Here is a 26,040-nt window from a genome sequence, read left to right as displayed (position 1 = left end):
GTAGGAGCACCCTCGGGTGCGCCGGTCTCCTTGTACGCCGGTCCGCCAATCCTGCGCAATCCGTCACCCTAATCTGCTTGGCGGCAGACGGTGGCGGTTCCTCAGTACAAGGAGCCTTCACAAATGCAACACGCCCTCAATCCGTCCAAAATCCGCGCCGCTGCACACCGTGCAATGGCTCTCGCCGCTTTACACGCCAATTCCAGCCTCGCTACACGTCTTTCCCGCTACAACGCTCACATGGCCAAAGCTCGCGCACTCGAAACCGCAGGCGGTGCCCAATGAACAACGCCCTGAGTTTTGCCCTGCCTGAAGATCTGCTCTGTGTGAATCCAACCGCAGAAGCCGGTGTACCAATCGACGCCATCACCTGCGCCATTGACCGTGCTGATTCGGTGCTGACTCTGCTGGAGGATCACTTCGAAAACGAATCCTCACGCCTTGCCAATCACGTCATCGCCGCCGTCCTCTGGGACGTGCGCGGCACCCTCGGCCTGATCAAAACGCTGGCCATGCACGGTGACACCACCTCAACACCTGCGGTGCAGAAAGGCGGTGCGCTATGAACATTTCCACCACGCCGGGCCACGCTACCTTTTCTCGCGTCAATGCCACCGACCTGAAGCTGTTTCGGGTGAATGCCGGAGTACCCGTCGAAGACGCGCTGGAGATGGTGTCGTTGCTGCAGCATCACGCGAACCAGCTCAGTTTCGACGCGGCCATGAGTGACCACGGCGAGCGTTTCAGTTGGCCCGCCTTGTACCTGGGCGAGATGGCCAAAGCCCTGATCGACGACATCAACGACGCGTTGTTTCTGCCGAGGGCTGACGTATGAGCCAACGACCGAACAACACCAAACGCCCGAGCTTTGCCGACGTGAAAGCCGCTGCGCTGAAAGACATTGATCGTGTCTTGTCGCATTGGCTGCCCAACGGCAAGCGCGTCGACGGCGGCAAGGAATACACCGCTCCGAATCCAACCCGTAGCGACAAGCGCGCCGGATCACTCAAGGTCAATTTGAGCAAGGGCACCTGGGCGGATTTTGCCACCGGCGACAAAGGCGGTGACCTGATCGATCTGGTGCGCTATCTGGACGGCGGCACCGACGTTGAAGCCTGCCACAAACTGGCGGATTGGCTGAACGTTGCACCCGGCGCCGCCAAGATCGAGGCCGCCCCGAGTAAGCCCAAGGCACCGACATGGAACGCCATCCAGCCGATCCCGACCGAGGCCATGAACAAGTGCCCGGCCAAGCACCGTGATCACGGTGTGCCGTCCAAAGTCTGGATCTACCGTGACGCGCAGGGTCAGCCCCTCATGGCGCTGTATCGCTTCGACCTCGGCCCGGATGAAGACGGCAAGCCGAAGAAGGTCTTTGCGCCACTGACATGGTGTCAACGCGCCGATAGCCAAACCAAGCAATGGCGGTGGCAGGGGCTGCCGGATCCGCGTCCGCTGCTGCGCCTTGATGAACTGACCCAGCGCGCTGACTCACCTGTGGTTTTGTGCGAAGGCGAGAAAGCGGCCGATGCCGCCGCCGAGTTGCTGCTGGACTACGTGGCCACCTGCTGGCCGAACGGCTCCAACTCCTGGCATAAAGCCGACCTGACGCCGCTCAAGGAACGCGACGTCTTGTTGTGGCCGGACAACGACGACAGCGGTAAAGCCTGCATGGCTACCGTTGCCGAGAAGCTGCGCGAAATCGGCGCCGCCTCGGTCCGAGTGATCGCGCTGGAGGTGTTCAAACGCAAGCCGACGCTGAAGAACGACCACGTCGCGTTCGCCAAAGGTGGTCAATGGAACGACGGCGACGATGCGGCCGATGCACTCGAAAAAGGCTGGACCGCCGGCCACTTCACTGCGCTGGAAAGCAGCGGCGAGCTGGTCGGTGTGATCGAGGAAAAGCCAGTAATTGCCCAAGTGAAACACGAGTCGAAACCGGAGCCGGACGCGAAACCCAAAGCGGCAGCCAAGCGCCCGGCAAAATCGAAAAACGATCTGATGCCCGGTGGCTTTCGCCTGACGCCTGAAGGTGTGTTCTATGCCGGCGACGACGGTGAAGCACGCCCAGTGTGTTCGCCGCTGGCAATCCTTGCGCGTACCCGTGACGAGAAGGGCCACAACTGGGGATTGCTGGTCGAGTTCGACGACCCCGACGGCACCAAGAAACGCTGGAACATTCCGGCGCGCACCATGACCGGCGACTTTGGTAAGGACGTACTCGGCCCGCTGGTGGACATGGGGTTGCGTTTGGCCGGCAGCCGCTCGGGACGCAACGCACGCAACGATTTGCAGAGTTACCTGGGCGGCTTCGACAGCGCGCAACGTGCGCGTCTGGTCACCCGATTAGGCTGGCATGACAACGCCTTTCTGTTGCCCGAGCAGCAGGTCGGCATGCACGCGGAACATCTGCACTTCTACGAGGCCGGCGCGCAGCTTCCGCCGATCAGCGAAGCGGGCACGCTGGAGCAATGGCAACAGCAGATCGGCGCGCTGTGCATCGGCAACCATCGCTTGGCGTTTGTCGTCGGTGTGGCCTTTGCCGGTCCCCTGCTGCACATGCTCGGCCACGAATCGGGCGGCTTTCACCTCTACGGCGACAGCTCCGGCGGCAAGACCACGCACCTGCAAGTTGCCGCTTCGATCTACGGCGGACCGCGTCTGGTGCGTTCGTGGCGCTCGACCGACAACGCGCTGGAGTCGATCGCTGCCGCGCATTCCGACGGGCTTCTGGTGCTCGATGAAATCGGCATGTGTGATGCCCGCATTATTGGCGAAACCGTGTACATGCTCGGCAACGGCACCGGCAAGGCCCGCGCCAATGATCGAGGCCAAGCAGGCCGACAGGTGCAGGAATGGCGTCTGCTGTTTCTCTCCACCGGCGAGAAGACCTTGGCGCAGCACATGGCCGAAGCCAACAAGGAGCTTAAAGCGGGTATGGAGGTACGCATGCTCGCCGTTCCGGCCGATGCCAGCAAAGGCCTTGGCATGTTTGACACGCTCAATGGTTTCGAAGACGCCGCCGCCCTGTCCGACGCGCTCAAGGCTCGCGTAGCGAACTACTACGGCACCCCGTTGACCGCCTTCCTGACTGCGCTGTGCGAACCCGGCAAGCGCCACGGCTGGGCAGCAATCCTACGCCGCACGCTGGAAGGCTTCATTGCTAAGTCGCTCCCTGCGTCCGCGAGTGGACAGGCACACCGTGCCGCTGCTCGCTTCGGCCTCGCCGCCGCAGCAGGCGAGCTGGCCACAGCGATGGGCATCACCGGTTGGCCGGACGGCACGGCTACTACCGCCGCTCGCGTGTGCTTAAACGCATGGCTCCACGAGCGCGGCGGCGCCGGAAACTTCGAGGGCGATGCGATTTTGGCGCGGCTGCGCCAGGTGATCGAGCGCTTCGGCGAAAGTCGCTTCACCCGCTGGGAATCGGCAGCGGCCAAGATCGACGAGCACGGCCCGCGCACCATCGACCGCCTCGGCTTTCGCAAGACACTGGAGCACGGCATGGGCGACACCATGCACACCACCAACACCTATTACGTGCTGACCGAGGCGTGGCGCTCCGAGATCTTCCGAGGCATGAACCTCACAGCTGTGAACAAGGAGCTACTGCAGCGCGGTGTGCTGGAACCGAGCAGCGACGGCAAAGCATCGAGTCTGGTTCGTTTGCCAGGGCTCGGCCAGCAACGTTGCTACATCGTGAAGGCGATTCCGGGAACGGATGACGGCGAGGCTCGGGCTGCCTGAGGGCATCTCCGCTGATTGAGGTAGCGCCGGCTGATTCCCGGCCTCGCCAGCCGCTCATGCAACCCAAACTCAAATTTGAAGGAACAAGACAGATGAACGAATTCCAAACCTCCACCGAACAACATGAACTGCTGGCCAATGATTCAAATAGCCATGCGACAGGGCTTTCACTGCCCGAAGCAGTCAGCAGCGAAGCGGTAGCCGTATGCGAAAAGAAGCGCGTCTTGCTGGACAAAATCGCAGAGCTGAAGACCCATCGCGATAGCCTCCTGAGTGAGGCAGCTCAACATTACGTGCAAATAGCGCCATTGGAAGCGCTCTTGGAAAGCGAGGAGGAACTCGATGCAGATCGACTGTATGAAGTTCGAAAACAGTACAACACCCTCAAAATTCCTTACGACTCCTGCAAGACACGCGCTAGCTACGCAGATGCTCGAATTCGACGACGTGAGCAGTTGGTCAATCATGAAACGCTGATGGCGGGCTACGTCGAATCGATGACGAACTGGAAAGCTGACGAGCAAGAGCTCAACGAGAAACGCGACAGCCTCAGCACTCGCTTAGCGCAGATCCAGCAGCAGGCAGAAGAGGACATGACCAAGGCTCGGCAAGCCGAAACCGATGCGGCAACCGCCTATGCACAAGCCGTGGCCTGGGGCGACACAGAGGGTGAGAAGACCGCCAATGCCGACGCACAAAAAGCTGCGAAGAATCTGGCGACTGCGAGCGAGCACCATCGTCGGCAACTTCTGATCATTGCCGCGCTGGAGCAAGAGCTCGTCATCGTGGATCAACACATCGACGAGGCGCGGAAAGAGCACAAAACCATCGAACGAAGGGCGTTGCTCCTGGCGCGGACTGTTCTTGAGGAGCAGTGGAACGAGAAAGCTCAAGAGCTGCTGGAGATGGGCGGCAAGCTCTGGTCTGCCATTGATCTTGTCGGCGGCGAGCAAATCAGTCTCAGGAAACTAATCCTTCCTGAAGAAGGCGAAAACTTCAGGAACTGGACCAGTAGCGATTTGTGGGAGCGCGCCTCCAAGTACTCGTTGCAAGACGTTCTCTCGTTGTAATGCGCCAAACCACCCGAAACAGCCTACCGACGTAGGCTGTTTAAAACTCCATCAGGACAAAGATCATGATCACGCCAATACAAAGCAGTGCCAACTGGACGGACGCCTTGAAGGCGCGCAAAAACCACCTGACCACGCTGATGAAAATCGTGGACATCAAAACAGGTAAGGTCTCGAATGTTCAGACCCTGACCGTCAACTTGATCAAGAACGAAATGAGCTACATCGAAGACCAGTTGAAGGGGCGAAAGTGAGCTGAACTTCGTGCTGTAATACACTTCAGATAGATATCGCTAAAACACAACACAAGGAATGCACATGTCCAAACTTGCCGAATACCGTCAGCTTGAAAAACACCTCGCCGAACAACTCCAGGCGTTGGAAGCACTAAAAAGCGATGGAGCGCTGAAAAAGGAAATTGAGTTCGAAACGAAGTTACGCGAGCTGCTTAATCAGTACGGTTTCAGCCTAAAGCACATCATCAATCTGCTTGACCCGCAAAGCAGCTCACGCCGCCAAGCGCCTGCCCAAGCGACCGCTACTCGCAAGCCTCGCCAGCTGAAGACTTACAAAAACCCACACACCGGCGAAGTGGTTGAAACCAAAGGCGGCAATCACAAGACGCTGAAAGAGTGGAAAACCAAGCACGGAGCCAACGAGGTTGAGAGCTGGTTGAAAAAATAAAGTCGCTTCACCTGAAAAAGGGCCCGTCCGGGTCCTTTTTAGTTACCTTCAGCTCCAATTACGTCCTTCTCCACCTTACTCTTTGAAGCCTTGCAAACCCTGCGACGAGCTTCAAGCTTTGACGGTTCTCAGAATGCCTTTCGGCGAATCGTCCACGCCGTCTTCTGGATAATTAATCCAGTCAGGGGCCGCAGGATTGCCAGTCACCTCAATGAAATTTTCCAGCAACTCGTGCTGATAATCTTCGATGCCCGCGGCGCTGCAGAGTTCTTTGATCAGTTCGAGAAACTCGCTCTCGGATTATTCAAAAAGGCTGCTTTTGAGTGCCATCATTTCGAGCTCCGGTGTGTATCAATATGGAGTTTGGGCGTCATAGCGCTGAGGTTGTCGACATCGCAAACCTCGCCACCTTCGGAAACTGGAATACCGTGGTGAAGCTCAAAGGATCGAGGCTTAACCGCTGCATTCAGTTAGTCGAGTGATGGCATATAGCCAAATCGAAGCAAAATCCGCCCATGCACCAACCATGCAAACACTAGCGGCTATCAGCTCAATATGACGCCCGCGGAGGTGTACTTTCGGCCAGAAGAGGCCAGTCACAGGCTGGTGGACAGGAGGAATTGTTCCATTCACACGGCTCCAAGTTTCGCGTAGGGTGGGAAATATCAGAGCGTTTCCATCAAATGCTTATTTAAGTCAGCTTACTGTTAACACCTGTGTTCGGGGAGTAAAAGATGGACGACTACAAAGAATGCGACGAAGAAATTCCTTACCAGAACCCTGAAGAAATTGATCAGTTGGCGATTTACTCGGTTCTAAACAGTCTGATGTTTTTCGCAAACAATCTCGACTTTAGCAACCAAGCGATGAATCTCACGATTGTAGATGAGTTCATCATGGATCTTGAATATGGATACCTGCGTAGTAAATTCGACGAGACATACACGCCTTACCAGTCGATATTCTTGTCTGCGCAGTCACAGATGTGGATTTTCTCTGCTTATGAGCTGATGCGCACATGGCGCGAGAAAATCAGTAAGTACCTCAAAGCAGCAGGCAATGGCGGGCTACCGCTCAAGCTGAAGGAACTGCAGAAGCCCGTAGGGTACGAGAACTACACGATCCAAAAACGCATCGAGGAGATCAACCTGCTCATCGAGAATCCAGATCTCGTTGAGACGATGAGGGATGACCTAAGACGAACTCAAATGCTGTTCACTCAAATGGAGCTCCTGCGGATGTCGCTCGCAAAACACCAGATGAGAAAGCGACCCAGCGCAGCCGTTATGACGCCCACCGTGGGGTACATGAATCGCTGGTGTGGCTCCTTGGAGTACCAGATCAACAGCGGCCAGGTAATCATCTGCAATCTGAGCCGCAGAGATATTGCGGATGGGATTCGAGCAATACCAGCGATGACTGTCCCCTCCGACGAAGACCTCAACTCATTCGAAATTGCTATGCGCGGGCCTAGTGATGATGAGCTCAAGTTAATGTTCCAATAGAGTGTCCTGCAGCAAAATGTCTGAACAGAATACCCCTCTTAGCCGGTATCTGTCGGATCTCAACGACTGCAATGGGGCGACTGCGCCCTTCCTAAGGGGCAGCAATCGGCCAATAACCGCCACTCACGAACGCCTGCTTTCGGCCATAAGCCGATGCCCGAGCAAGAGTATTAACACGACATAAAAGAAGGAATGCGCGTGAGTCCTCTAGGAACTTATTAAGCTAGAACCTAGTTACGGCAAATTCATGGCCGCTTATAGACCTTCTACTCATTTTTCTTCAGATATATAGAATTTGTGATGTAAGTCGATGAATACCAAGTAGAAGGTATTGACATCATAAGGATGACAATCCTTTTTGGATTCAAGCTTGGCTGGCACAGTAAAACCTATGAGTCTGGATAGGTTCTCCATTCTGAATCTACACCAGTTCACGTCATGTGGAACTGCCTTAGGGTGTATAAATTTACTATTGGTAGGGAATGCGCCATAATCTGCTAATATCTTTAGCCCATGCGAACCACAGCGCCGATGGCGCCAATAGTTAAGATCGTGTCGCGTGTACCCTCTTATTTTCTCCAGTATATCGGGTAAGACTCCAGGCTCTAGCCCTGCGAAATTCGACCCATATTCCTGCGAATCATCAAAGAAAGAAAAGTTTATTTTAAAACGCGATTCGATATCACAGCTTCCTATGCTGATCTCGGGAAACTGCTTCAGGAATTTATCTTTCTTAGCATTTTTATTAAATCCGCTCATAACTTAGGAACACCACCCAGCTTACCCTCTCTGTAAAGCCCGGAAATAGACCGATCATTTCTTATGATGTCTCCAGGAATCTCATCAAGACGATAGCAGTAGCTCTCTCCATCTTCCTTAGATACTAGATAGGTTCGGTACTTCCCTAAATAATCCATGATATCTAGATTGTGCGAAGTAAATAAAAGCTGTGCATGTTTTGGATTTGTTTTTTCGTTAATGAAAAGGTCAAGAATTTGCGGTAGAAGTGCTGGATGATAATTCGTATCCAGCTCATCAAGTAATAATAGGCCGCCAGTCTCGAGTGCTGCCCAGTACTGAAATAAACGCCGATAAAGCGCTGCGGTACCATCTGACTCCTCCCAGTAAGTCAGCCATCTAGCTTCCGGACCGACAACAGTGTCATGGTGAAAAACCGGAAAATATTTTTTATTCCCGCTTTCATCCACACTTTTATGGATGACAATGTCTTTAATTCCCAAATCAGAATTTGTAATTATTTTTTTTGCAAACTCCAAGGACGCTGGAGTCTTGTAATAGTACTCGCTTATACGTGCATGATCATAAATAACGCGATCTTCTATGAGACCTAGCTCACTGACGTTCCCTCTGGCCTGGTCAAAGTAGGCGTGTATATTTTTCAGATCATCCGCTAGCTCTTTAATGCTATATTGGAGCGCCGTATCAATAATCGAGGCATTATCCCTTAATGTTATTAAATCTAGCGCTGCAAAATCCGAGGTTCTGTGTTTAATGGTGTTTTTTTTGCGCTCAATTATCAATGTCTTTCTAGATATTTTTTTATAGAGTGCTTCCCGCAATACGCACTCCGCTGTGACAGAAAGCTCGTAAGTGTAGCGTACATCGAGAATGCTAAAATCTATATAGAACTCAACTGGCGATGAATTATCGAAGAAACTCTTAACCGCAATTTCGTCGTCAACATCGTCTCCAAAAGAAGAACAAATAAAATTTGAAATGAATTTTAATGCCGTAAGTATACGAGTTTTACCAGAAGCGTTCGCCCCTTTAATACCTAGGACAGGTGAGGTTTTTTTAGTATTCGAAATATTTTTTGGAACCTTCGAATTAAACTCAAAAGATACTTCAAGTCCTTCCTTAAAAGAAAAGTAGTTTTTGGCACCAAACGAATAAATCATGAATTAAATACCTTAACCGCGAATCGCGTCAAAAATGACATAATCACAGGATAAGCTATGATTAGACGGATTGCTACCCGTAAATTTGGGGGAGAAAATCTGTCCTTCGTCGCCTCATTCAAATGAACGTGACCATCTGATTTCACAATAGAAATCATGGTTTTGAGCTTTGTGGGATATGATAAGAAGCTATATGGGAGTGAGGCAGGGCTGGGGCTTGAGTGCTTAAATGAAGGCTGCCGAATGGCTACTGACCTGCGCCGGCTAGGTGAGATAGGCTTTACGAACCAGTCTCTAAGGACGACTTCCATAAAAGCGGGCTCAGACAGACGCTCTGACACCGCCTCTGACAACCAGCATGCTTGGCTGCGGCGATAGAGGAGATCACCAAGTGGCCTTCAGAGAATGGCATGCAAGGTCTGATCGATAACGGATCAGTGACTATGGACCTTTGACACCGATACAAAAGCGATTACAGATGCAATTGCGCGTCTAAGGAATTTAAAATGAATCCGCTAACGACCATTAGCTACAGCTCTTGGCTGGCAATCTCGACCCAGTCCACGCAGCCCCCAGGTCAAAAGCGTTTCTAGTCGAAGCACCCACCCCCCACATTTTTTTGCTCCTAGCCTAGCGCGTCAATGTGACTCGTCGCGCGACGCATACCATTTTTGCTCATTGAGGCGGATCGAGCATTGCTTCTAGAGTCTGGTACAGGGTATTGAAATATAGTGCTATGTGGGTTTTTCTGAGTCGCGGGTTACGAATACGAAGGAATTGTCCTGGCGTGATTGTAAATAATCGCTCAGTCGCTAATAGATTACGTTGAGCTGTATTAAATTGCTGCATCGCTTCAATGGAGTTGTGCGCAATCCGATTGCGAACACGCTCACAATCCGCAAGGTAGTGGCTGGCAGAGGACATCATAGCGGCGATGGGCCAACCATTTTCTAAATATATTTCCGCCGTTCTCTTTATCTCATCCGGTTTGGCCCAGCTTAAAAATTTCAATGCTCCCTTCGTAAGCTTCCTAGCTGCAGCTTCGTCGGTGATGCTCAAATAACTATTAGCTCTAGCGCCTTGCAGCGATGCACCGCCAGTCACGTAATGAAGAAATATTTTCTCAACATCACTTTCGTACGCAGTAAACACTCGAAGAAAAAGAGCCTCTGCGATAGCATCTGAGTTGTGATCCTCAGACTCGATTTCAGCAGGAGCAGCTTCAAGTTGCTCGGCGAGATCAGTTGAGGCGACGTGTCTTGCCTCAATTGTATCTCTCAGCTTAACTAGATTTTCAGGGCTCATTTAGAAACTGCACTTAGCACGAATTTCGCTCGCTCCTTGCGGGCTTCAGTATCAGTAGTCCTGCGTTGTGCAAAGTTGATGAACCGGGCAAATACTGCTGGAACGTCTTCGTCGTTGTTTTCAGTGTATTGGTCATATTTAGCACTTAATTCATCCAACTCACTCCGCCAGTGCTGGATTTCAGCATCGTTCAGGTCTGGCCTAGGGCTGTCCTCAATTCCAATATTAGCGCCTTGTGCGTGCGCAACACATGTAAACAGCGTATAAAACCAATGCGGTCTTGACCAATTTGTATTTTGAAGATCTGTTGGCGAATACATCGCACCTATATATTTCATCGTGGAGCGATACAATTCTACAGCAGCTTCGACGTTTGGAGGAATGGATTCGAAAGACTCATACTCTTTGTAAAATTTTTCTATATTTTTAACAGTTTGAATACCACCCACTAGCGCTACTAATAAGTCGGACGCTAGCTGTGCCTCCCCCATTCGACTTACGCCCTTTTCACTTAGCACTCCACCTTCTAATACGTAATTTACATAGGAATGACCAAGTTCAAATGCACTGGTTTTGAACACGCCTAAATATTTTGCGTTCAGCTTTTCCTGGGTATTCAGGGTCACTGAATACGTATTAATTCGCGCAAAAATATCAAGCATATCAGCAAGACTTACATTATAAAGCAAGTCAACCCCAACTTCATATTGTAGAACTAACCCTTGTGTATCCTCGTCAAGTTCATTGAAGGTTTTTCCAGAGTGCTGCGCATTGTGCGAACTTAGAACTGTAAAACTTCCTGAAATAAACTCAAGAATAGTTCGAATACGTTGCTGCCCATCGACAACCGTTCGGACATTTTTCTTCCCTATAAGGTCCTGTGTTAAAAGCACCTTCGGCATGGGCTTGCCGCGCAAGATAGTATCAATAAGGAACGATTTGGCTGCCCTCGTCCAAACGCTTCGGCGTTGAAACTTAGGGGATACATCTAGAAGATTCGAACTATCCCATTCGAGAAAGTCGGCAATACTGTAAGAACGAGCGTCAAATTGTTTCATTAATACATCTCCATGTCCTTCTTGAAGCCTACCATTGCGATCTATATGAAGTCATCCTCACGGAGTCGAGAAAAGCATGATTGACCGTCCACACGCGAGACGATCTGAATGGCCGCCTTATTTACTACAAGTCCGACGGGGACTTTTGGAATGCCTGCTGACCGAGGCGAAGGCCCGCTCCAGGCCGGACTTAGACCGGACAGAATGACGCTTCTGGCCAAAAGCGGCCCGTTACTACTGCTGACTAATCGCTCGCACAGCTGGCGGCCTGATGATTAAAGACCGCTAACCGCATCTATTGGGCAGGCAGGGAGCGGGAGCACTCTGTCCTTCTACATCATTGGCATGACCTCGCTCATTCATTTCTCATGCATCACAAGCGTTACACCAGATAGCAGAGTTACACGCCTGACGACTGGTGTACGAAGTCGGTGTAACTCACAAAATAATGAATAAATACAATCAGTTACGAATTCTCGTTACACCAGTTACATGAGTTACACCACATTTGGAGGGATGTATCCCCGCACCCCGGAAGCATCAATCCCACCAGCGAACGGCAGGTGTGTGTCCCTCCGTGTGCCTGGGGGCCCCTGAGGTTTTCCTTTAGACACGGGGTCGGAAACCCGCCGGAGCTTGTTAGCTGGAGAACTCTCAGCTTAGTGAACAGGTGAACCCGGTGAACTGCCTGTTCACCTGTGCATCTGCACTACAAAACAATCGATCCACGGCCACCATTACCGTTACGGTAACGATGTCCTTTCTTCTTCAAGATCCTTTCAATTTCAACATTGAAATTTCAGTAAGCTGCAGCATCTCCCGCTACCACAGTCCCGCGGGTTTCCGACCCCGTGTCCTAAGCAAAGTCACAGGGGCCCCCGCCGGTTTGGAGAATGCCGACTCACTTCGATATTGGTCGGACAAACTTCCTGGAGATCCAGCCTTCTATTTCAATTCCCTGATGCTTGTAGATTACTAGCAGCCAATCGCGATTCGACGAATCAATGACCTCTACTGGAGCAAATCTCGGCAAGGACAGGACCACCTCCTCCTTCATTCCTGGCCCATCTCGCAGATTGACCCCCTCTTTTTTGGTGAGGCGGATGTTATCTGTCAGCGTTGCGGGCACTTCACATAGTGCGCTACGCACAACCTTGCGCGCCTGGGCTAAAGACTCAAAAGCACCTAGCCGCTGCTCCATATCGCATACCGACTCACGGAAATCGTTCCACTTGCTAATGCCGTCATAGCATTGGTAGAGCATGGTGATAAGTATGAGTAGGAGAGCAAAAGCCGGAGTTGTCAGCTTATGCGGACTACCACTGGCCTCCAAAGCTCGAATAACTTCAGCCTCAACTTCTTGAGAGCTTGGAGGGCTATCAGTGACGCAGGCAGATGCATCGTCTGCCTCATATGCATCGAGCAGCGTCCATATTTTTGAGTGGTCTGTTGACGACAGCAGATCAAAAACTGGAGAAACCTTGAGTCTTTCAAAGCTACTTAAAATTGATCTCAGTGAAGTCGACGAGCTATGCACATCCATCGCCGCGGCCATCGCTTTGAGGGACTGAGACTGCTGCATGGCTTTATCCAACACGGCGGAGGGGGCGACACCATGTTGTGCAAACGCACGGGCAAATTTCTCCGACCGCTCAACAATTTCTTGTAGCTGGCGGGAGGGTTTGAGCATTCTTTCGGAAGCAGCAAATGCACCATAGGCTTGACGGGAGGGTTGAAGCGCGCGGTCTGTCACCTCCAGAAATGCTTGCATTTGGAGGGAAGGACGCAAAATCCTTTGTGTTGTGTCCATGAAAGATTGAAAGGCAGCGGAAGGCCGAAGGAGAGACTCGGTTTTCTCCAGCAGTTTGTATAAGGCCATTGATTGACCCCAATATTTCTCTAAGACCGCATTGGACAAATTCAGCAGATTTTTTTGGCCTGGTGCTGCATACAGATCGGGACCTGCAGCGTTCAGGTCATCCACAGGTGCTGCGGTAATCAGCTCCTCGGAATCATCACCTTTTTCATCCAGACTTGGTAACAGACCACTCTTTATCTCACCGACCATGAAATCGCTCTCTTCACCGACAGGGACATACTCGATCGCAGATCGGAAATCGGTCAGGCCGATGCGACATTGAGCAGTATATGCAGGTTAACCGCTGTAGAATGCTGGGCAGCAACCGAAGGCCTGTATCCCTAGCTGTATCCCTAAGCTTAAAATCGCTCTCAAGACCACAGAATATATGGTGTAGTCGAGTCTCCCTCGGGCACCAAAATTAAGAAAGGTCTTGCTTAGCAAGGCCTTTTTTTTCGTCTGCTGGAAAGTGGGGCAATTATTTTTTCACACCCATGAGACGAGAAAGCTGCCGCGTAGAGGTTTAAGCCGACGATTTCGAAATCTGGTAACGTCAAATAATACGTAATGAGAAAAGGCCTCCACCGAGGCCTTTTTCTTTGTTTCACCCAGCTATTTTTTCCTGCAAACCTCGACGTCGTTTTGGGTTTTCAGATCCGTGTCGATGCCGAGCCGATACCTGCAGTAATCAATGATCCACTTACGCTCCTGCTCCGTGAGTCGTTCGACTTGACGAATCTCCCCGTCATTGGCGTGGATATTGTAAAACTTCATCTGAAACGTCGGATGCTTCTTGATGAACAGGATCGTTTCGATGTCCCCATCCTCAAGCGCTTCGTAATACCCAACGTAAAGCACTGTCACTAGAACCAAAATAAACAGGGCAGTCAGTTTCTTCATGGTCGCTTATACCATTGAACGCTTGGGTTCAAAGCCTACTGGCGATTTCCTTCCAGATGTAGGCGTAGTTGTATTTCAGCCAACGAACCAGCACTTTATCGAACTGCCTACGAAACCAGTTGCGCTCTCTGGCTGCCAGCCTTTCTTCTATCGACTTTCTGAGCTTGTCGGGGTCGAACCCAGTCCAAATCGGAGGCACAGCTGCAACGAGATTGGTAAAGCACACCGGCGCAACCTCTGAATAGAGAATTTCGTAAAGGGTTTCAGGGGTGACGCCTCTTACCTGATTCGCCACATAGTCATATTCGACGGGAAAATCGTTGAATGGCTCAGAAAGAGCAGCTCTCACTATTGTCAGTTGTGGCTCAGTTAGAAAATGCTCCAACGGAGAAACTCCTCCAGTTGCGTTGCGCTGGCGCGGCCCGAATAAAGTGATTAGCCAAACCAGGACCTCAGATATCCGGGTCAGGCGCACGCTGGGCTTGAACACCTCCCCCAAACAAACGCTCAGCTATCTGACGACCTCGTTCCCGGCCCTCCTCCGTCAACCAGATCGATTTGTTCCTGTTTACCGGATTACTGATGAGACCCTGCTCATGCAATCGGTTCATGACTTCAAAATCGAAGCCTTTCCATGCATTGCCGTCGTCGGAACTGAACGCGGCCAACAGGGCAAGCACAGCCTCTTCAATCAACTTTTCATCGTATTCCATGATCGTCGCTCCGCTCATGTGCCTGAATTAACGTTGAGTTTGTCTGGCACCTCATACTCGCTGCCCATCCTGAGAAACTCGTTCTGTTGCTTAGGTCATTGAATGTCTCGGCGCTGTCCGTGCAACCTGTTTTGCCTAAGGACTGCACCTGATGCGTCCGCTCAGTATAATCACGCCCGCCCGCACGCGGTCTGCCGCCCGTTGCGGCTTTCGTTGGTCGTACCGAACTTCAAGACTCATGCTCAAGGACCTCCAAGCCCCCCCATGGAAACGTCACTGGAAACCGTCGCCCTGTTCTCCCTCAAACTCGCTTACGAGGAGGAGGGCCTGAGCCCGATTCTGCGGGATGACATGGTCATGGGTGACTATCAGAAAGACGTGTTCGAACTGCTGGTGCGCCGTGGAGATGTCGAGACCATCCAGTTCAAGATGAACGAGTGTCTGGGATTGGCAATGGACGCCTTAGGCGGGGTCGAGAAACCGTTGGGGCGGGAGCTGCACAAGCTGTCAGCCGATTTCCGTCAGGCGCAGTCGCTGGAGCAGCTTGATCAGCCGCTCCTCGCGCTCAAGGGTTATTTGAAGGACATTCTGTAATCAGACGCGCAATCTGTAGAAACAGCCCTGCGGATTACTGCCGCACTTTTACTACTCGAATGTCGACGGGAAACCCACCTGGCCCTTCCAGCTTCTTCCATCCCACGTATTGAAAAATCGCGTCCTGATCGATGGTCTCGCCCCTCTCCACCATCTCTCCGCCAAGCACCGCGACCTCTTTATAGACGGCGCAGTTGCCCTCATCGGGATGGGCGGTGTAGATCACATAGGGTTTGACGTATCTCACGGCGCGAAAATGTCGGCCGCAGCCCCAATCGACCGTGATCATCAACGTCTTCAGATACGCTTCGCCATCCGTTTCCGATTCCTCGGCGAGTTCCTTGAGCTTGCCAATTCCGCCGACGTCGCTAAAGCCCAGATCGAGGGCACGCTTGTATTCCGGGGACTTCTCGTGCTCGGCCTGAGCCTTGAAGTATTGCTGTTGAAGCTCCGCGACCAGTACCTCCTCTTCCTTGTTCCGGATCACGAACGCTTGAGCAATGACGTTTTCACAACGGGCATATTCGGGAGAGGTAAGGCTTTCCTGGGAGAGGTGATCGCGATGGACATAAACAGTGCGATTCAAACTGTCGACGCGGTCCATCGCTTGCCTGGTAGTCATGACCCCTTTTTGAACGTTGTTCACTACTTGCTGAAAACGCTCGCAATCGGCGAGGTACTCCTTCCAGGCGACCTCTGGGGTTTCATCCCAGTCGGCAAGCGCCGGGGTCATTACGATGGCGAGAAGGAACGCGCCGAGCAGGCGCGGTGTAAAAGAAACATTCGGCATGCGTAGTCCGTTACGTGTTTGAAGAAAGTGGCGCGAAGCTACTATTTTGCTATCTTGCCGTCCACTGTCGGCAAGCTGCCGAGCGTTTGTACCGTGACGGGTTTCGAAGGATGGATACGATGGATGTAGCGTTTTTCTTTATCGCCTGGATAGGCATGTGGGTCTGGGTCGTCAGGCAGCGTGGTGCGTGGAATCTGCTACTCGCCAATGTGTTGGGCGCGGCCAGCGGCATGATTGTCGGCCTGGTGGTTTCGCAGCTTTGTGTCGGTCTGCTCGGCTCCAGCCGGCCACCGGTCCCGGGGGTCATGGGATCGCTTCTGGAAATGCTCGCGACTGCTGCGGCGCTGACCGGCGTATGGATGCTGGTGGCCCGTCGCTCGCAGGTCGAACACCCTGTCGCGCGTCAGCTGCTGGCCGGCCTTTGCGGCGTTGTGGCCGGCATCACGGCGATCATGTTTTTTGTTCAGATCAATCCGCCCAATCTCGGCATGTGAATGTCTTCGTGGCGTCAGACCTCTATTTTGATATCTTGCCGTCCATCTTCAGCACTCACCGCCAGTGAGTGCTGTTTGGCAGGCTATTGAAGGGTTTAAGGAAAGGATCGCATGGAGTTTCTGAGTTTTCTGGCATTTGTTGCGGCCTGGGGTTTGATGTGGCGCTGGGTGGTGAAAAACCGCGGCAGCTGGAATCTGTTTTACGGCAACATCGTTGGCGCGGCGGGTGGTTTTATCGTCGGCATGGTGGTGCTGTCGATCTTCCTGTCGTTGTTCCCGTCGGCGCATAAGCCCAAGCGGGCGCCAGCCGAAGAGGTGATCACCCAGAACGAAGTGACCACCAGTCTGCTGCCGGAAGCCGAGTCGGATTCGACGCCCGTGGCATTGGAAAATGCTCCGGGGTTCGCCGCTATCGAGCCAGACAATCAGCCTTCGCCGCCCGACTCCGCACTGCTGCCGAACTACGCCAACCGGGCACCGAAATCGATGGCGGAAAAAACCGTTCTGGATCAGAGCGACGCGCAGGGCCGCAAAGCATTCAGCGCGCTGCGCGACAAACTTGCTCAGAATGCCGACAGCGACAAATCGATGCTCGCGTATGTCATGTGCAGCCCTTACGTGACCGGTACCTTGCGCTTCCCGGCGTCGGCGCGCTTCGCTGACAGCACCGCCGTGGTCACCCAACGCTTCAAGGGCCAGGTCTACACCCTCAGCAGCAAGGTCACTGCACGCAACATGAATGGCGATGACGTCACTTATCGCTTCGAGTGCTCGGTGCAGGAGCAACCCGCATCCAGCGAATGGCGACTGCTGGCGCTGAAGCTGCAGAAGGCTGACGCTTAAGCCTCGTTTAAGGGTTCAAGGCGCCGGCTGCGCTATCATCGCCAGCCTGTGCGCCTTGAGCCTTGCCTGCGAATGTCCTCGATACCTGCTGACCTGAATCCGTTGCCTCCTGTCTTGGCCGGCCCCCTGCTGCGCCGGTTGGAACCGACGCGAATCGTTCTGTGGCTGGTCGGCACCCGCGCACTGGCGCTGACCCTGCGCCTGCAAGGTGTAGGAGACATCCCTCTCGATGCCGGGAAATGCACGATCATCCCCGTCGGCCGTTACGCGTTTGTCCATCTGATCGACGTTGTACTCGACAGCGCCCTGCCCTGCGACACGCGCATCGACTACGACCTGTTGATCGACGGCCACTCGCCCATCGCCGAATGGGCGCCGCACCTGCTGTACGCTAACGCTGGTTGTCCGAACCTTGTCGTGCGTTCGCGGATCGATCAGTTGCTGCACGGGTCCTGCCGCAAGCCGCATCATCCGGCGGCAGACGGTCTGCTGTGCGTTGACCAACTGCTGTCCAGCGAAACCGATCCGCAGCAACGCCCGACCCTGCTGATGATGAGCGGCGACCAGGTTTACGCCGACGATGTGGCCGGCCCGATGCTGCGGGCGATTCATGCGTTGATCGAGCGCCTCGGCCTGTTCGACGAACATCTCGAAGGCGCGGTGGTCAGCGACAGCACCAAGCTCTACCAACACCCGGCCAGTTACTACCACCGTGCGGATTTGTTACCGGCGCTAGAGAGCAACGAGACCTTGCGCGAGCGATTTTTCGGCGGTGCGCGTAAGCCGATTTTCACCAGCAGCAGCGCCGACAATCACCTGGTGACCTTCGCCGAAGTGATGGCGATGTACTTGCTGGTATGGTCACCCGTTGCGTGGACGCTGATCAATCCTGCTGCTCCATCGCTGACGCCTGAACGCTTGCAGCGCTACACCCTGGAGCAAACCCGCATCGATGGCTTCAAGGCCGGTTTGGGCAACGTCGCCCGAGCCTTGGCGCATCTGCCGAGTCTGATGATTTTCGACGATCACGACATCACCGATGACTGGAATCTTTCCGCGCAATGGGAGGAAACCGCCTACGGCCATCCGTTCTCCAAACGCATCATCGGCAATGCGTTGATCGCCTACATGCTGTGTCAGGGCTGGGGCAACAATCCCGATGCGTTCAAGGATGTGCTGGGGAAAACCCTGGGGCTGAGCGCCAGCGGTGATGACCAGTATCTCGACAGCCCGGTGCAGGACGCGCTTATCGATGATTTGCTGCGCTTTCAGCATTGGCATTTCGTGTTGCCGAGCAGCCCGGCGCTGGTGGTGCTCGACACCCGTACCCGGCGCTGGCGCAGCGAGATGGCACTCAAGCAACCCTCGGGGCTACTGGATTGGGAGGCGCTGTGCGAGCTGCAGCAGGAACTGCTGGATCATCCGTCGGCGATCATCGTGTCCCCCGCACCGATCTTCGGCGTGAAGCTGATCGAAACCGTGCAGAAGGTTTTCAGCTGGTTTGGTTATCCGCTGCTGGTCGACGCGGAAAACTGGATGGCCCACCGTGGCGCCGCGCAGGTGATCCTGAACATTTTCCGACACACCCGCACACCCGGAAACTACGTGGTGCTGTCCGGTGACGTGCATTACTCCTTCGTCTACGAAGTGCTTATCCGACACCGCAAAGCCGGGCCACGGATCTGGCAGATCACCAGCAGCGGGATCAAGAACGAGTTTCCGAAAACCCTGCTGGAATGGTTCGACCGCCTCAACCGCTGGCTCTATTCGCCGCGCTCACCGTTGAACTGGTTTACCAAACGCCGACGCATGCGCATCGTGCCCTATACGCCGGAACATGCCGAAGCGGGGGAGCGGCTGTGGAATTCAGCGGGGATCGGCCAGGTGTTTTTCAATGCGCAGGGACAGCCGAGCGAGATCATTCAGCACAATTCGAACGGGGCGGCGAAGACGCGGATGCTGGCGCCGGAGTTGGGGGATTATCCGGACTAACCAAAAGTGTTTTTCCTACATTGGGAGCACCAGATGACCACGACGCGGCGGTTTCTCACTGCCAGCGACAGTGGATGAGGATTACAACCATCTCAGAAACGTCCCCAGAGTTCTTTAGCCATACTGAATGTGCTCGCAGTAACCCCTTCTGCGAAACAACCACTGGTAGGTATCGCCTTGTCATCATGTACTCATTTCTGTACGTTCTTTGCATCCAGCGAGGACTACGACATGCAAACCATCAACTACACCACCGCCCGTGCGCATTTGGCCGAAACGATGGATCGCGTTAACGAAGACCGGGCTCCCCTTCTGGTCACACGCCAAAAAGGCGAGCCCGTCGTGATGATGTCTCTGGCTGAATACAACGCACTTGAAGAAACGGCCTACTTGCTCCGCTCTCCAGCCAACGCCGAACGGTTGATCAAATCGATTGGCGAAATGCGTGCCGGAAAAGCCAAAGTCAGGCAATTGATCGAAGAATGAAAATCGAGTTCACGCCATCAGGCTGGGAAGACTACTTGTGGTTTCAGCAGAACGATAAGGCCGGACTCAAATGTATCAATCTGTTGATAAAGGCAATCCAGCGCGAACCGTTTGAAGGGATCGGCAAGCCCGAGCCGCTCAAACACAACATGAGCGGCTTTTGGTCCAGACGAATAACGGGTGAGCATCGTTTGGTCTACAGCATCGAAGGCGGTGAGATTTGCGTCATTAGTTGCAAATACCACTACTGAATGATGTGCCCCACACCTCTGACAATCATCCCCACCTCCCGCTCATCAATCGTCAGCGGCGGCAGCAGCCGTATCGTCTTGCCCCGTGTCACGTTGATCAGCAGCCCATGATCCCGCGCCGCGATCAGCGTCAGATCGCGAATCGGCTGTTTCAACTCGATGCCGATCATCAAGCCCTGCCCACGAATCGCCAGCACGTTGGGTTTGTCTGCCAGTTCGGCGCGCAGGCGGGTCAGCAGGCGCTCGCCCTGTACCCGGACATTTTCCAGCAAGCCTTGCTCTTCGATGATGTCCAGCACCGTGCAGCCGACCCGGCAGGCCAGCGGGTTGCCGCCGAAGGTGCTGCCATGGCTGCCGGGCGTGAACAGGTCCGCCGCTCTGCCCCGTGCCAGACAGGCGCCAATCGGCACGCCGTTGCCGAGGCCTTTGGCCAGGGTCATGACGTCCGGCACGATGCCTTCATGCTGGAACGCAAACCACTGGCCGGTGCGGCCGATGCCGGTCTGGATCTCGTCGAGCATCAGCAGCCAGGCGTGCCGATTGCACATTTCGCGCAGGGCTTTGAGGTAGCCGGGCGGCGCCAGTTGCACACCGCTTTCGCCCTGGATCGGCTCGACCAGAATCGCCACGATGCGCGCGCCGTGCTTTTGCTGCAGCTGATCCAGCGCCGCCAGATCACCAAAGGGCACTTTGACGAAATCCCCCGGCAGTTCATTGAAACCCAACCGCACCGCCGGGCCATCGCTGGCCGACAAAGTGCCCAACGTGCGGCCATGAAACGCGTTGGCCATCACCACCACCAGCGGCTGTTCGATACCTTTGCGCCAGCCGTATAACCGGGCCAGCTTCAGCGCGGTTTCATTGGCCTCGGCGCCGGAGTTGTTGAAGAACGCCCGCTCCATTCCCGACAGCTGCGTGAGTTTGCGCGCCAGTTGTTGCTGCCAGTCGATGCTGTACAGGTTGGAGGTGTGCAGCAGCATTGCGGCCTGTTCGCTGATGGCAGCCACGATGCGCGGATGCGAGTGCCCGACATTGGTCACCGCGACACCCGCGACGGCATCCAGGTATTCACGACCGGCCTGATCCCACAGGAGAGTGCCCAGGCCTCTGGTGAAACTCAAGGCCAGCGGTTGGTAGGTGTTCATCAGGGCGGCGGTCATGACTTCAAACTCCAGTGAAGGTCGGTGTGTTTGCAGTATGGTTAGCCACCAGAACTGGATAAACTCGGCAAAACTTCAATCATTTAACAGCAGAGCTTGATAATGGACCTGTTGCAGGCGATGAGCGTCTACGTGAAGGTCGTGGAAGCCGGAAGCATGACGGCGGCTGCGTTGCAGTGCGAAATGTCCACGACCATGGTCGGAAATCACCTGCGCGCACTGGAGCAACGGCTCGGCGTGCAACTGCTGCAGCGCACCACCCGCCGCCAGCGGCTGACCGAATTCGGCAGCGTTTACTACCAGCGCTGCCTCGACGTTCTGGGTTTGGTAGCTGACTCCGAACGCCTCGCCGAACAGGCCCTTGATGAACCCCGTGGCCTGCTGCGCATCACCGCGCCGCTGACCTTTGGCGTCGAACGTCTGGCCCCGGCACTCAGCGAGTTTTCCCTGCAATGCCCGCAGGTGAAAATGGATGTGGTGCTGACTAACAGCCGACCGGACCTGCTGGAAAGTGGCCTCGACGTGGCATTTCGACTGGGGCATTTCGAGCAATCGAACCTGATCGCCCGGCCGCTGATCGACTACACCCTCACCGTGTGCGCCTCGCCGGCCTACGTCGCCCGGCGCGGCATGCCGATCACCCCGCAAGACCTGCAGCAACACGACTGCCTGTCGTTCGCCTACCCTGCTGGCGACGACTGGCAATCGGTGGAAAAACGCTGGCGCCTCAGCGGCCCGCACGGCGAGATTCTGGTGGATGTCAGCGGCCCGATGCTGATGAACACCTCGGCCGGCCTGCATCAGGCAGCGCGCACCGGCATGGGCATCGTCATGCTGCCGGACGCGCTGGTGGAACAGGACCTGCGCGACGGCAAACTGGTGACGGTGATCCCCGATTACCAGCCACCGAGCCGTCCGCTGCATTTGCTGTACGCGCCGGATCGTTATCGTTTGCCCAAGCTACGTCGCTTTGTCGAATTTGCGATGAAAACCTGGGGCAGATCCTGACCCGGTTGCTATCGACTACGCTCCGATGATTGCCGACAAGGATGCTGCCACGTGATGAAGAACGACCTTACCGTACGCGATCTGTTGCCCGACGAAGTGGAGCCAGTTCGGCTGTTTCTCGGCCTACATGGCTGGGGACACCGGACAGGCTCCAGCGACTATTTCGCCCAACTCATCGAAAACTCGCAACGCACTGCCGTCGCACTGAGCGGCGAGCAAATCATCGGTTTCGCCCGAGGCATCACCGATGGTTTGTCCAACGGCTATCTGTCGATGGTGATGGTCGATGACCAGCATCGACGCGCCGGCGTCGGCCGCGCGCTGGTCGAGCATGTCATGGGTGACAACCCGGAGATCACTTGGGTACTGCGCGCCGGACGTGAAGGTGCGGAGGCGTTTTTTGCCAGTTTGGGGTTTGAAACATCGGTGATTGCCATGGAGCGACCAAGGCTCAAGCAACACATCTGAATCAGCTCCCGCTTTTCACCAACACTGGCTTCTCCTGATAACGCTGCGCAAACAACTGCTTCAACTGCGCGACCTTCGGCATGTCGTTGATCACGATGTACGGATAGCTTGGGTGTTCGGTCAGGAAGTCCTGGTGATAGTCCTCCGCCGGGTAGAAACCGTTGTAGGTTTCCAGTTTCGTAACGATGGGTTTGTTGTAGGCATGCGCCGCGTCGAGTTGAGCGATGTAGGCCTGCGCCACCCGTTGTTGATCGGCATTGACTGGGAACAGCGCCGAGCGATATTGCGTGCCGCTGTCCGGCCCCTGACGGTTGAGTTCGGTCGGGTTGTGGGCCACCGAGAAGTAGATCTGCAGCAGGCTGCCGTAGCTGACTTGCGTCGGATCGAAGGTGACTTGCACTGACTCGGCATGACCGGTGTCGCCTTCGCTGACCCGTTCATATTGCGCCGTGTTCGCCGCGCCGCCGGCATAACCGGAGACGGCTTTCTGCACGCCTTTGACGTGCTGGAAAACCCCTTGCACACCCCAGAAACAACCACCGGCGAACACTGCGGTTTCGCTGTGCGCCTGAGTGGTTTCGTCGAGGGCCGGTGGCGGGATGACCACCGCATCCTCGGCGCCGAAAGAGAACGCCGAGCATTGGCCGATCACACCGGCCATGGCGACACCGAGCAACACACGGCGCCAGTTGTTTTGAGCTTTCATGTTGCGCACTCCCGATCAGCCGAAGGTGAAGGCGTAAGCCGATACGCCCGGGTCAAGAAATTCGATGGTGAAGGTCCGATCCTTCACCGCATCGGTTTGCCGCACCAATTGGTACAGGCGCTGTTCGGTCACGCGACCGCTGCCATCCGCAGCGACATCCACACCATGGGCGGCACCCGGCGCCTGACCGTCAATCGAGACTTTGAAACGCACCGGTTTGCCATCCGTGCCCGGGCCCAGTACCAGATGCAGGTCGCGGGCATGGAAGCGGTAGACGATACGGCTGGCCGGCGCGCTGGCGATAGCTCGCTCGGCACCGACGGCCCACTGGCCGCCAAGGCTCCAGTCATTCAGGGTCAGGTTGGCCGGTGGGTTATAGGTCGCCACCTTGTCAGGCACCAGGCCGGTTTCCGGTACGAAATGTTCCGCACGCTGGTAGCCGACATAGGTTTCCGGTGATAGCACCTGATTCATGTCCGGCGCCTGTTGCACGCCTTGGGCATCGGCGTTGATCAAGCCGTCGGCGACAGTTTTCGCCCCGGCCTCACGCAGCAGCTGCTGAATGACCCGTTCCGATTCGGCGTATTCCCCTTCGCCAAAATGGTGGTATCGAATCCGTCCCTGAGCATCGGCAAAATAATGCGCCGGCCAGTATTCGTTGTTGAAAGCACGCCAGATCTTGTAGTCGTTATCGATGGCGACCGGATAGTTGATACCCAGCTCCTTCATGGCTTTAGTGACATTGCCCACATCGCGCTCGAAGGCGAATTCCGGGGCGTGCACGCCGATCACCACCAGACCCTGATCGTGGTATTTCTCGGCCCACGCTTTGACGTATGGCAGCGTGCGCAGGCAGTTGATGCAGGAGTAGGTCCAGAAATCCACCAGCACCACTTTGCCCTTTAATGCCTGAGCGTCCAGCGGTGGCGAATTTAGCCATTGCACGGCGCCAGTGAGCGGCGGCAACTGACCTTCGACCGGCAATGTTCCCGGTGCCTTGTCGGCAACTTTCATCGCCCCGCCGGCAGCAGGAATCTGCGCCATCATGGTGCCGCTGCCCGTCGGCGATTTGCCGGAAAACTTGCCGACCAAGGCCTGTTCAATCCCGCCCGTGGACGCCGTCGAAATCCGCGCCAGGATGCCGGTATCGAGGCCCAGCGCGATCGCCACGACACCCGCGAGCATCGCCGCCCCCACCCCGCGCCGGATCCATTCACCAGTGCCAATCGAGCGCTTCATCAACGCAAACACCTTACCGCCCAGCAGCAGCGCCGCCGCCAGTGAAGTCGCGGCGCCCGCCGCGTAGGCGAGCAACAACAGCGTGGTGGCGATGCTTGCCCCTTGCAGCGCGGCGCCGGTCAGAATCAAACCGAGGATGGGCCCGGCGCACGGCGCCCAGAGCAGCCCCGTGGCAACACCGATCAGAAACGAGGCGCCGGGACGCGGACGATTGTCCTGGCCGGCGGCCTCGGACAGCCGACTGCCGGCCGACACCAGCGGCCGCGTCAGGCGCTCGGCGAGGCGCGGCAGCAGCAGCGTCAGCCCGAACAGTGCAACGAACAGCAACGCGAGCCAGCGCCCGTACTGATTGACTTGCACCACCCAGCCGCCGCCCACCGCCGCCAGCGTGGCGACGAGGGCGAAGGTCAGCGCCATCCCGGTCAATAGCGGCAAGCCACTCTTGATAAACGGCTGCCCGCTGCGAGCGAAGACAAAAGGCAGAACAGGCAGGATGCACGGACTGACGATCGTCAGCACACCGCCCAGATAAGCGAGAACCAAGAGCCACATGGTGTCGTCCTGTAGAAAGTGAAGGTCGAAAAAGTGCCATGGCTCATGCCGCCACGGGTTTGAACGTCATCGCCAGGCCATTCATGCAATAGCGCAGGCCGGTGGGTTTCGGGCCGTCATCAAAGACATGCCCCAAGTGCCCGCCGCAGCGCCGGCAGTGCACTTCATTGCGGACCATGCCGAAGGAACGGTCCTGACGCGTGGCCACCGCCTGTTCCAGCGGTGCCCAGAAACTCGGCCAGCCCGTGTGGCTGTCGAACTTGGTTGCCGATGAAAACAGCGCCAGGGCACAGCCCGCGCAGGCGAATGTGCCGCTGCGATGTTCGTTGTTGAGCGGGCTGGTATAGGCCCGTTCAGTGCCTTCTTCGCGCAGGATCGCGTATTGCTCATCCGAGAGCAGCGAGTGCCATTCGCTGTCGCTATGGGTCACCTCAAACGCCTCATCGGCTTGCGCCTGCTCGACCAGCGCGGTGCCCGGGGACAATTTTGGCAATACACCCGCCACCAGGGCTGCGAGCCCCAGCCCGCCGCTCGCTACGAGAATCTGTCGCCGTGAAAACATGGCCGTCTCCAAAAATTCCAGGTGCCTGTCATGGAACACAGCCTAGGCTTGGGTTGATCGCCAAATCCTCACGGGAAGTTAACGAATTCGTGATAACTCGCCCCCAGGAAAACCCGCACAATGCACTCACTGCGCC

Annotated in this window: 30 protein-coding genes; 15 read left to right on the top strand and 15 right to left on the bottom strand. The window is 55.3% G+C overall.

The window, feature by feature from the left end; translation table 11 throughout:
* The first annotated feature begins 281 nt into the window (after positions 1–281).
* The 6 genes from KVQ82_RS06590 to KVQ82_RS06565 all read left to right on the top strand — a co-directional run bounded on the left by KVQ82_RS06590 (position 282) and on the right by KVQ82_RS06565 (position 5,501).
* Positions 282–566 (top strand): hypothetical protein, encoded by a 285-nt coding sequence (locus KVQ82_RS06590; protein ID WP_025109233.1) that lies wholly within the window; start codon positions 282–284, stop codon positions 564–566.
* Positions 563–835 carry a DUF3077 domain-containing protein gene (locus KVQ82_RS06585; RefSeq protein WP_122601999.1) on the top strand — a complete coding sequence of 91 codons (273 nt, stop codon included), beginning with the start codon at positions 563–565 and terminating at the stop codon, positions 833–835. Before KVQ82_RS06590 ends, KVQ82_RS06585 begins: the two co-directional genes overlap by 4 nt.
* Entirely contained in the window at positions 832–3,747 is a 2,916-nt protein-coding gene (locus KVQ82_RS06580) for a DUF927 domain-containing protein (RefSeq protein WP_222018459.1), read from the top strand. Before KVQ82_RS06585 ends, KVQ82_RS06580 begins: the two co-directional genes overlap by 4 nt.
* Positions 3,748–3,839: 92 nt before the next feature.
* A complete protein-coding gene (locus tag KVQ82_RS06575) occupies positions 3,840–4,817 on the top strand; it encodes a chromosome segregation protein SMC (RefSeq protein WP_313902819.1) in 978 nt (325 codons plus the stop codon).
* A 65-nt stretch (positions 4,818–4,882) separates the two neighbouring features.
* Positions 4,883–5,071: a hypothetical protein gene (locus KVQ82_RS06570; RefSeq protein ID WP_222018458.1), complete on the top strand. Its 189-nt coding sequence runs from the start codon at positions 4,883–4,885 to the stop codon at positions 5,069–5,071.
* Between the two features lie 64 nt (positions 5,072–5,135).
* Entirely contained in the window at positions 5,136–5,501 is a 366-nt protein-coding gene (locus tag KVQ82_RS06565; protein WP_222018457.1) for a histone-like nucleoid-structuring protein, MvaT/MvaU family, read from the top strand.
* A gap of 111 nt (positions 5,502–5,612) precedes the next feature.
* On the opposite strand, the gene KVQ82_RS31495 is transcribed toward KVQ82_RS06565, so the two are convergent.
* Together KVQ82_RS31495 and KVQ82_RS31845 are read right to left on the bottom strand one after the other, a co-directional pair.
* Positions 5,613–5,750, bottom strand: a complete 138-nt coding sequence (locus tag KVQ82_RS31495) for a bacteriocin immunity protein (protein WP_260688113.1) — start codon at positions 5,748–5,750, stop codon at positions 5,613–5,615.
* Positions 5,751–5,830: 80 nt separating this feature from the next.
* On the bottom strand, positions 5,831–5,926 hold the full coding sequence (locus tag KVQ82_RS31845) for a hypothetical protein (protein WP_327152793.1): 96 nt from the start codon (positions 5,924–5,926) through the stop codon (positions 5,831–5,833).
* 309 nt (positions 5,927–6,235) lie between these two features.
* Between KVQ82_RS31845 and KVQ82_RS06555 the strand changes: the two genes are divergently transcribed.
* Positions 6,236–7,006: a hypothetical protein gene (locus KVQ82_RS06555; protein ID WP_222018456.1), complete on the top strand. Its 771-nt coding sequence runs from the start codon at positions 6,236–6,238 to the stop codon at positions 7,004–7,006.
* A gap of 270 nt (positions 7,007–7,276) precedes the next feature.
* Here KVQ82_RS06555 and KVQ82_RS06550 read toward each other — a convergent pair whose 3' ends face one another.
* From KVQ82_RS06550 to KVQ82_RS06515, 8 genes are all read right to left on the bottom strand, one after another.
* Positions 7,277–7,765 carry a hypothetical protein gene (locus KVQ82_RS06550; RefSeq protein ID WP_222018455.1) on the bottom strand — a complete coding sequence of 163 codons (489 nt, stop codon included), beginning with the start codon at positions 7,763–7,765 and terminating at the stop codon, positions 7,277–7,279.
* On the bottom strand, positions 7,762–8,925 hold the full coding sequence (locus KVQ82_RS06545) for an ATP/GTP-binding protein (RefSeq protein WP_222018454.1): 1,164 nt from the start codon (positions 8,923–8,925) through the stop codon (positions 7,762–7,764). Before KVQ82_RS06545 ends, KVQ82_RS06550 begins: the two co-directional genes overlap by 4 nt.
* A 675-nt stretch (positions 8,926–9,600) precedes the next feature.
* Positions 9,601–10,230, bottom strand: coding sequence for a hypothetical protein (locus tag KVQ82_RS06540; protein WP_222018453.1), 630 nt, complete (start codon positions 10,228–10,230; stop codon positions 9,601–9,603).
* Complete coding sequence (locus tag KVQ82_RS06535; RefSeq protein ID WP_222018452.1) at positions 10,227–11,288, bottom strand: DUF262 domain-containing protein; 1,062 nt, start codon at positions 11,286–11,288, stop codon at positions 10,227–10,229. Before KVQ82_RS06535 ends, KVQ82_RS06540 begins: the two co-directional genes overlap by 4 nt.
* A gap of 901 nt (positions 11,289–12,189) precedes the next feature.
* Positions 12,190–13,356, bottom strand: coding sequence for an SH3 domain-containing protein (locus KVQ82_RS06530; RefSeq protein WP_222018451.1), 1,167 nt, complete (start codon positions 13,354–13,356; stop codon positions 12,190–12,192).
* Positions 13,357–13,758: 402 nt separating this feature from the next.
* The gene (locus KVQ82_RS06525) at positions 13,759–14,046 is read right to left on the bottom strand and encodes a hypothetical protein (RefSeq protein WP_222018450.1); all 288 of its coding nucleotides are present in this window, start codon (positions 14,044–14,046) and stop codon (positions 13,759–13,761) included.
* Positions 14,047–14,074: 28 nt separating this feature from the next.
* Positions 14,075–14,431, bottom strand: coding sequence for a hypothetical protein (locus KVQ82_RS06520; RefSeq protein WP_108183719.1), 357 nt, complete (start codon positions 14,429–14,431; stop codon positions 14,075–14,077).
* A gap of 67 nt (positions 14,432–14,498) precedes the next feature.
* Complete coding sequence (locus tag KVQ82_RS06515; RefSeq protein WP_222018449.1) at positions 14,499–14,759, bottom strand: DUF6429 family protein; 261 nt, start codon at positions 14,757–14,759, stop codon at positions 14,499–14,501.
* Between the two features lie 264 nt (positions 14,760–15,023).
* On the opposite strand from KVQ82_RS06515, the gene KVQ82_RS06510 reads away from it, so the two are divergent.
* Positions 15,024–15,353, top strand: a complete 330-nt coding sequence (locus tag KVQ82_RS06510; protein ID WP_103369541.1) for a hypothetical protein — start codon at positions 15,024–15,026, stop codon at positions 15,351–15,353.
* A 34-nt stretch (positions 15,354–15,387) separates the two neighbouring features.
* Here the strand turns inward: KVQ82_RS06510 and KVQ82_RS06505 are convergent, their stop codons facing one another.
* Positions 15,388–16,143, bottom strand: a complete 756-nt coding sequence (locus KVQ82_RS06505) for a hypothetical protein (RefSeq protein ID WP_222018448.1) — start codon at positions 16,141–16,143, stop codon at positions 15,388–15,390.
* A gap of 110 nt (positions 16,144–16,253) precedes the next feature.
* On the opposite strand from KVQ82_RS06505, the gene KVQ82_RS06500 reads away from it, so the two are divergent.
* From KVQ82_RS06500 to KVQ82_RS06480, 5 genes are all read left to right on the top strand, one after another.
* Positions 16,254–16,637 (top strand): hypothetical protein, encoded by a 384-nt coding sequence (locus KVQ82_RS06500; protein WP_260688046.1) that lies wholly within the window; start codon positions 16,254–16,256, stop codon positions 16,635–16,637.
* A 111-nt stretch (positions 16,638–16,748) separates the two neighbouring features.
* Positions 16,749–17,480, top strand: coding sequence for a hypothetical protein (locus tag KVQ82_RS06495; RefSeq protein WP_222018447.1), 732 nt, complete (start codon positions 16,749–16,751; stop codon positions 17,478–17,480).
* 72 nt (positions 17,481–17,552) lie between these two features.
* A complete protein-coding gene (locus KVQ82_RS06490; protein ID WP_222018446.1) occupies positions 17,553–19,472 on the top strand; it encodes an alkaline phosphatase D family protein in 1,920 nt (639 codons plus the stop codon).
* A gap of 231 nt (positions 19,473–19,703) precedes the next feature.
* On the top strand, positions 19,704–19,958 hold the full coding sequence (locus KVQ82_RS06485) for a type II toxin-antitoxin system prevent-host-death family antitoxin (protein ID WP_086791676.1): 255 nt from the start codon (positions 19,704–19,706) through the stop codon (positions 19,956–19,958).
* Complete coding sequence (locus KVQ82_RS06480; RefSeq protein ID WP_222018445.1) at positions 19,955–20,209, top strand: Txe/YoeB family addiction module toxin; 255 nt, start codon at positions 19,955–19,957, stop codon at positions 20,207–20,209. The genes KVQ82_RS06485 and KVQ82_RS06480 overlap by 4 nt, the downstream gene beginning before the upstream one ends.
* Here the strand turns inward: KVQ82_RS06480 and KVQ82_RS06475 are convergent.
* Complete coding sequence (locus KVQ82_RS06475) at positions 20,203–21,369, bottom strand: aspartate aminotransferase family protein (RefSeq protein ID WP_222018444.1); 1,167 nt, start codon at positions 21,367–21,369, stop codon at positions 20,203–20,205. The genes KVQ82_RS06480 and KVQ82_RS06475 overlap by 7 nt on opposite strands.
* 102 nt (positions 21,370–21,471) lie before the next feature.
* On the opposite strand from KVQ82_RS06475, the gene KVQ82_RS06470 reads away from it, so the two are divergent.
* Complete coding sequence (locus KVQ82_RS06470) at positions 21,472–22,377, top strand: LysR family transcriptional regulator (protein WP_222018443.1); 906 nt, start codon at positions 21,472–21,474, stop codon at positions 22,375–22,377.
* A 54-nt stretch (positions 22,378–22,431) separates the two neighbouring features.
* The gene (locus KVQ82_RS06465; RefSeq protein ID WP_222018442.1) at positions 22,432–22,845 is read left to right on the top strand and encodes a GNAT family N-acetyltransferase; all 414 of its coding nucleotides are present in this window, start codon (positions 22,432–22,434) and stop codon (positions 22,843–22,845) included.
* A gap of 1 nt (position 22,846) precedes the next feature.
* Here the strand turns inward: KVQ82_RS06465 and msrA are convergent, their stop codons facing one another.
* From msrA to msrB, 3 genes are read right to left on the bottom strand one after another with little or no spacing between them, the layout of a single operon-like run.
* Entirely contained in the window at positions 22,847–23,551 is a 705-nt protein-coding gene (gene msrA, locus KVQ82_RS06460; RefSeq protein WP_198760229.1) for a peptide-methionine (S)-S-oxide reductase MsrA, read from the bottom strand.
* Between the two features lie 15 nt (positions 23,552–23,566).
* A complete protein-coding gene (locus tag KVQ82_RS06455; protein WP_222018441.1) occupies positions 23,567–25,342 on the bottom strand; it encodes a cytochrome c biogenesis protein DipZ in 1,776 nt (591 codons plus the stop codon).
* Positions 25,343–25,385: 43 nt separating this feature from the next.
* A complete protein-coding gene (gene msrB / locus KVQ82_RS06450) occupies positions 25,386–25,904 on the bottom strand; it encodes a peptide-methionine (R)-S-oxide reductase MsrB (RefSeq protein ID WP_041071767.1) in 519 nt (172 codons plus the stop codon).
* Positions 25,905–26,040: the final 136 nt, after the last annotated feature.

The organism is Pseudomonas sp. AO-1 (assembly GCF_019775695.1).
In the GTDB taxonomy this organism is placed as follows: domain Bacteria; phylum Pseudomonadota; class Gammaproteobacteria; order Pseudomonadales; family Pseudomonadaceae; genus Aquipseudomonas; species Aquipseudomonas parakoreensis.
This window is presented reverse-complemented; position numbering and strand designations above follow the sequence as displayed.

Excerpts from the sequence above, each read along its gene's own strand:
- KVQ82_RS06515 (WP_222018449.1), bottom strand. The coding sequence starts at position 14,759 with ATGGAATACGATGAAAAGTTGATTGAAGAGGCTGTGCTTGCCCTGTTG.
- KVQ82_RS06570 (WP_222018458.1), top strand. The coding sequence starts at position 4,883 with ATGATCACGCCAATACAAAGCAGTGCCAACTGGACGGACGCCTTGAAG.
- KVQ82_RS06540 (WP_222018453.1), bottom strand. The coding sequence starts at position 10,230 with ATGAGCCCTGAAAATCTAGTTAAGCTGAGAGATACAATTGAGGCAAGA.
- KVQ82_RS06495 (WP_222018447.1), top strand. The coding sequence starts at position 16,749 with ATGGAGTTTCTGAGTTTTCTGGCATTTGTTGCGGCCTGGGGTTTGATG.
- KVQ82_RS06580 (WP_222018459.1), top strand. The coding sequence starts at position 832 with ATGAGCCAACGACCGAACAACACCAAACGCCCGAGCTTTGCCGACGTG.
- KVQ82_RS06505 (WP_222018448.1), bottom strand. The coding sequence starts at position 16,143 with ATGCCGAATGTTTCTTTTACACCGCGCCTGCTCGGCGCGTTCCTTCTC.
- KVQ82_RS06530 (WP_222018451.1), bottom strand. The coding sequence starts at position 13,356 with ATGGTCGGTGAGATAAAGAGTGGTCTGTTACCAAGTCTGGATGAAAAA.
- KVQ82_RS06510 (WP_103369541.1), top strand. The coding sequence starts at position 15,024 with ATGGAAACGTCACTGGAAACCGTCGCCCTGTTCTCCCTCAAACTCGCT.
- KVQ82_RS06455 (WP_222018441.1), bottom strand. The coding sequence starts at position 25,342 with ATGTGGCTCTTGGTTCTCGCTTATCTGGGCGGTGTGCTGACGATCGTC.
- KVQ82_RS06500 (WP_260688046.1), top strand. The coding sequence starts at position 16,254 with ATGGATACGATGGATGTAGCGTTTTTCTTTATCGCCTGGATAGGCATG.
- KVQ82_RS06475 (WP_222018444.1), bottom strand. The coding sequence starts at position 21,369 with ATGACCGCCGCCCTGATGAACACCTACCAACCGCTGGCCTTGAGTTTC.
- KVQ82_RS06565 (WP_222018457.1), top strand. The coding sequence starts at position 5,136 with ATGTCCAAACTTGCCGAATACCGTCAGCTTGAAAAACACCTCGCCGAA.
- KVQ82_RS06480 (WP_222018445.1), top strand. The coding sequence starts at position 19,955 with ATGAAAATCGAGTTCACGCCATCAGGCTGGGAAGACTACTTGTGGTTT.
- KVQ82_RS06535 (WP_222018452.1), bottom strand. The coding sequence starts at position 11,288 with ATGAAACAATTTGACGCTCGTTCTTACAGTATTGCCGACTTTCTCGAA.
- KVQ82_RS06550 (WP_222018455.1), bottom strand. The coding sequence starts at position 7,765 with ATGAGCGGATTTAATAAAAATGCTAAGAAAGATAAATTCCTGAAGCAG.
- KVQ82_RS06585 (WP_122601999.1), top strand. The coding sequence starts at position 563 with ATGAACATTTCCACCACGCCGGGCCACGCTACCTTTTCTCGCGTCAAT.
- KVQ82_RS06485 (WP_086791676.1), top strand. The coding sequence starts at position 19,704 with ATGCAAACCATCAACTACACCACCGCCCGTGCGCATTTGGCCGAAACG.
- KVQ82_RS06575 (WP_313902819.1), top strand. The coding sequence starts at position 3,840 with ATGAACGAATTCCAAACCTCCACCGAACAACATGAACTGCTGGCCAAT.
- KVQ82_RS06465 (WP_222018442.1), top strand. The coding sequence starts at position 22,432 with ATGAAGAACGACCTTACCGTACGCGATCTGTTGCCCGACGAAGTGGAG.
- KVQ82_RS06525 (WP_222018450.1), bottom strand. The coding sequence starts at position 14,046 with ATGAAGAAACTGACTGCCCTGTTTATTTTGGTTCTAGTGACAGTGCTT.
- KVQ82_RS06490 (WP_222018446.1), top strand. The coding sequence starts at position 17,553 with ATGTCCTCGATACCTGCTGACCTGAATCCGTTGCCTCCTGTCTTGGCC.
- msrB (WP_041071767.1), bottom strand. The coding sequence starts at position 25,904 with ATGTTTTCACGGCGACAGATTCTCGTAGCGAGCGGCGGGCTGGGGCTC.
- KVQ82_RS06470 (WP_222018443.1), top strand. The coding sequence starts at position 21,472 with ATGGACCTGTTGCAGGCGATGAGCGTCTACGTGAAGGTCGTGGAAGCC.
- msrA (WP_198760229.1), bottom strand. The coding sequence starts at position 23,551 with ATGAAAGCTCAAAACAACTGGCGCCGTGTGTTGCTCGGTGTCGCCATG.
- KVQ82_RS06555 (WP_222018456.1), top strand. The coding sequence starts at position 6,236 with ATGGACGACTACAAAGAATGCGACGAAGAAATTCCTTACCAGAACCCT.
- KVQ82_RS06590 (WP_025109233.1), top strand. The coding sequence starts at position 282 with ATGAACAACGCCCTGAGTTTTGCCCTGCCTGAAGATCTGCTCTGTGTG.
- KVQ82_RS06545 (WP_222018454.1), bottom strand. The coding sequence starts at position 8,925 with ATGATTTATTCGTTTGGTGCCAAAAACTACTTTTCTTTTAAGGAAGGA.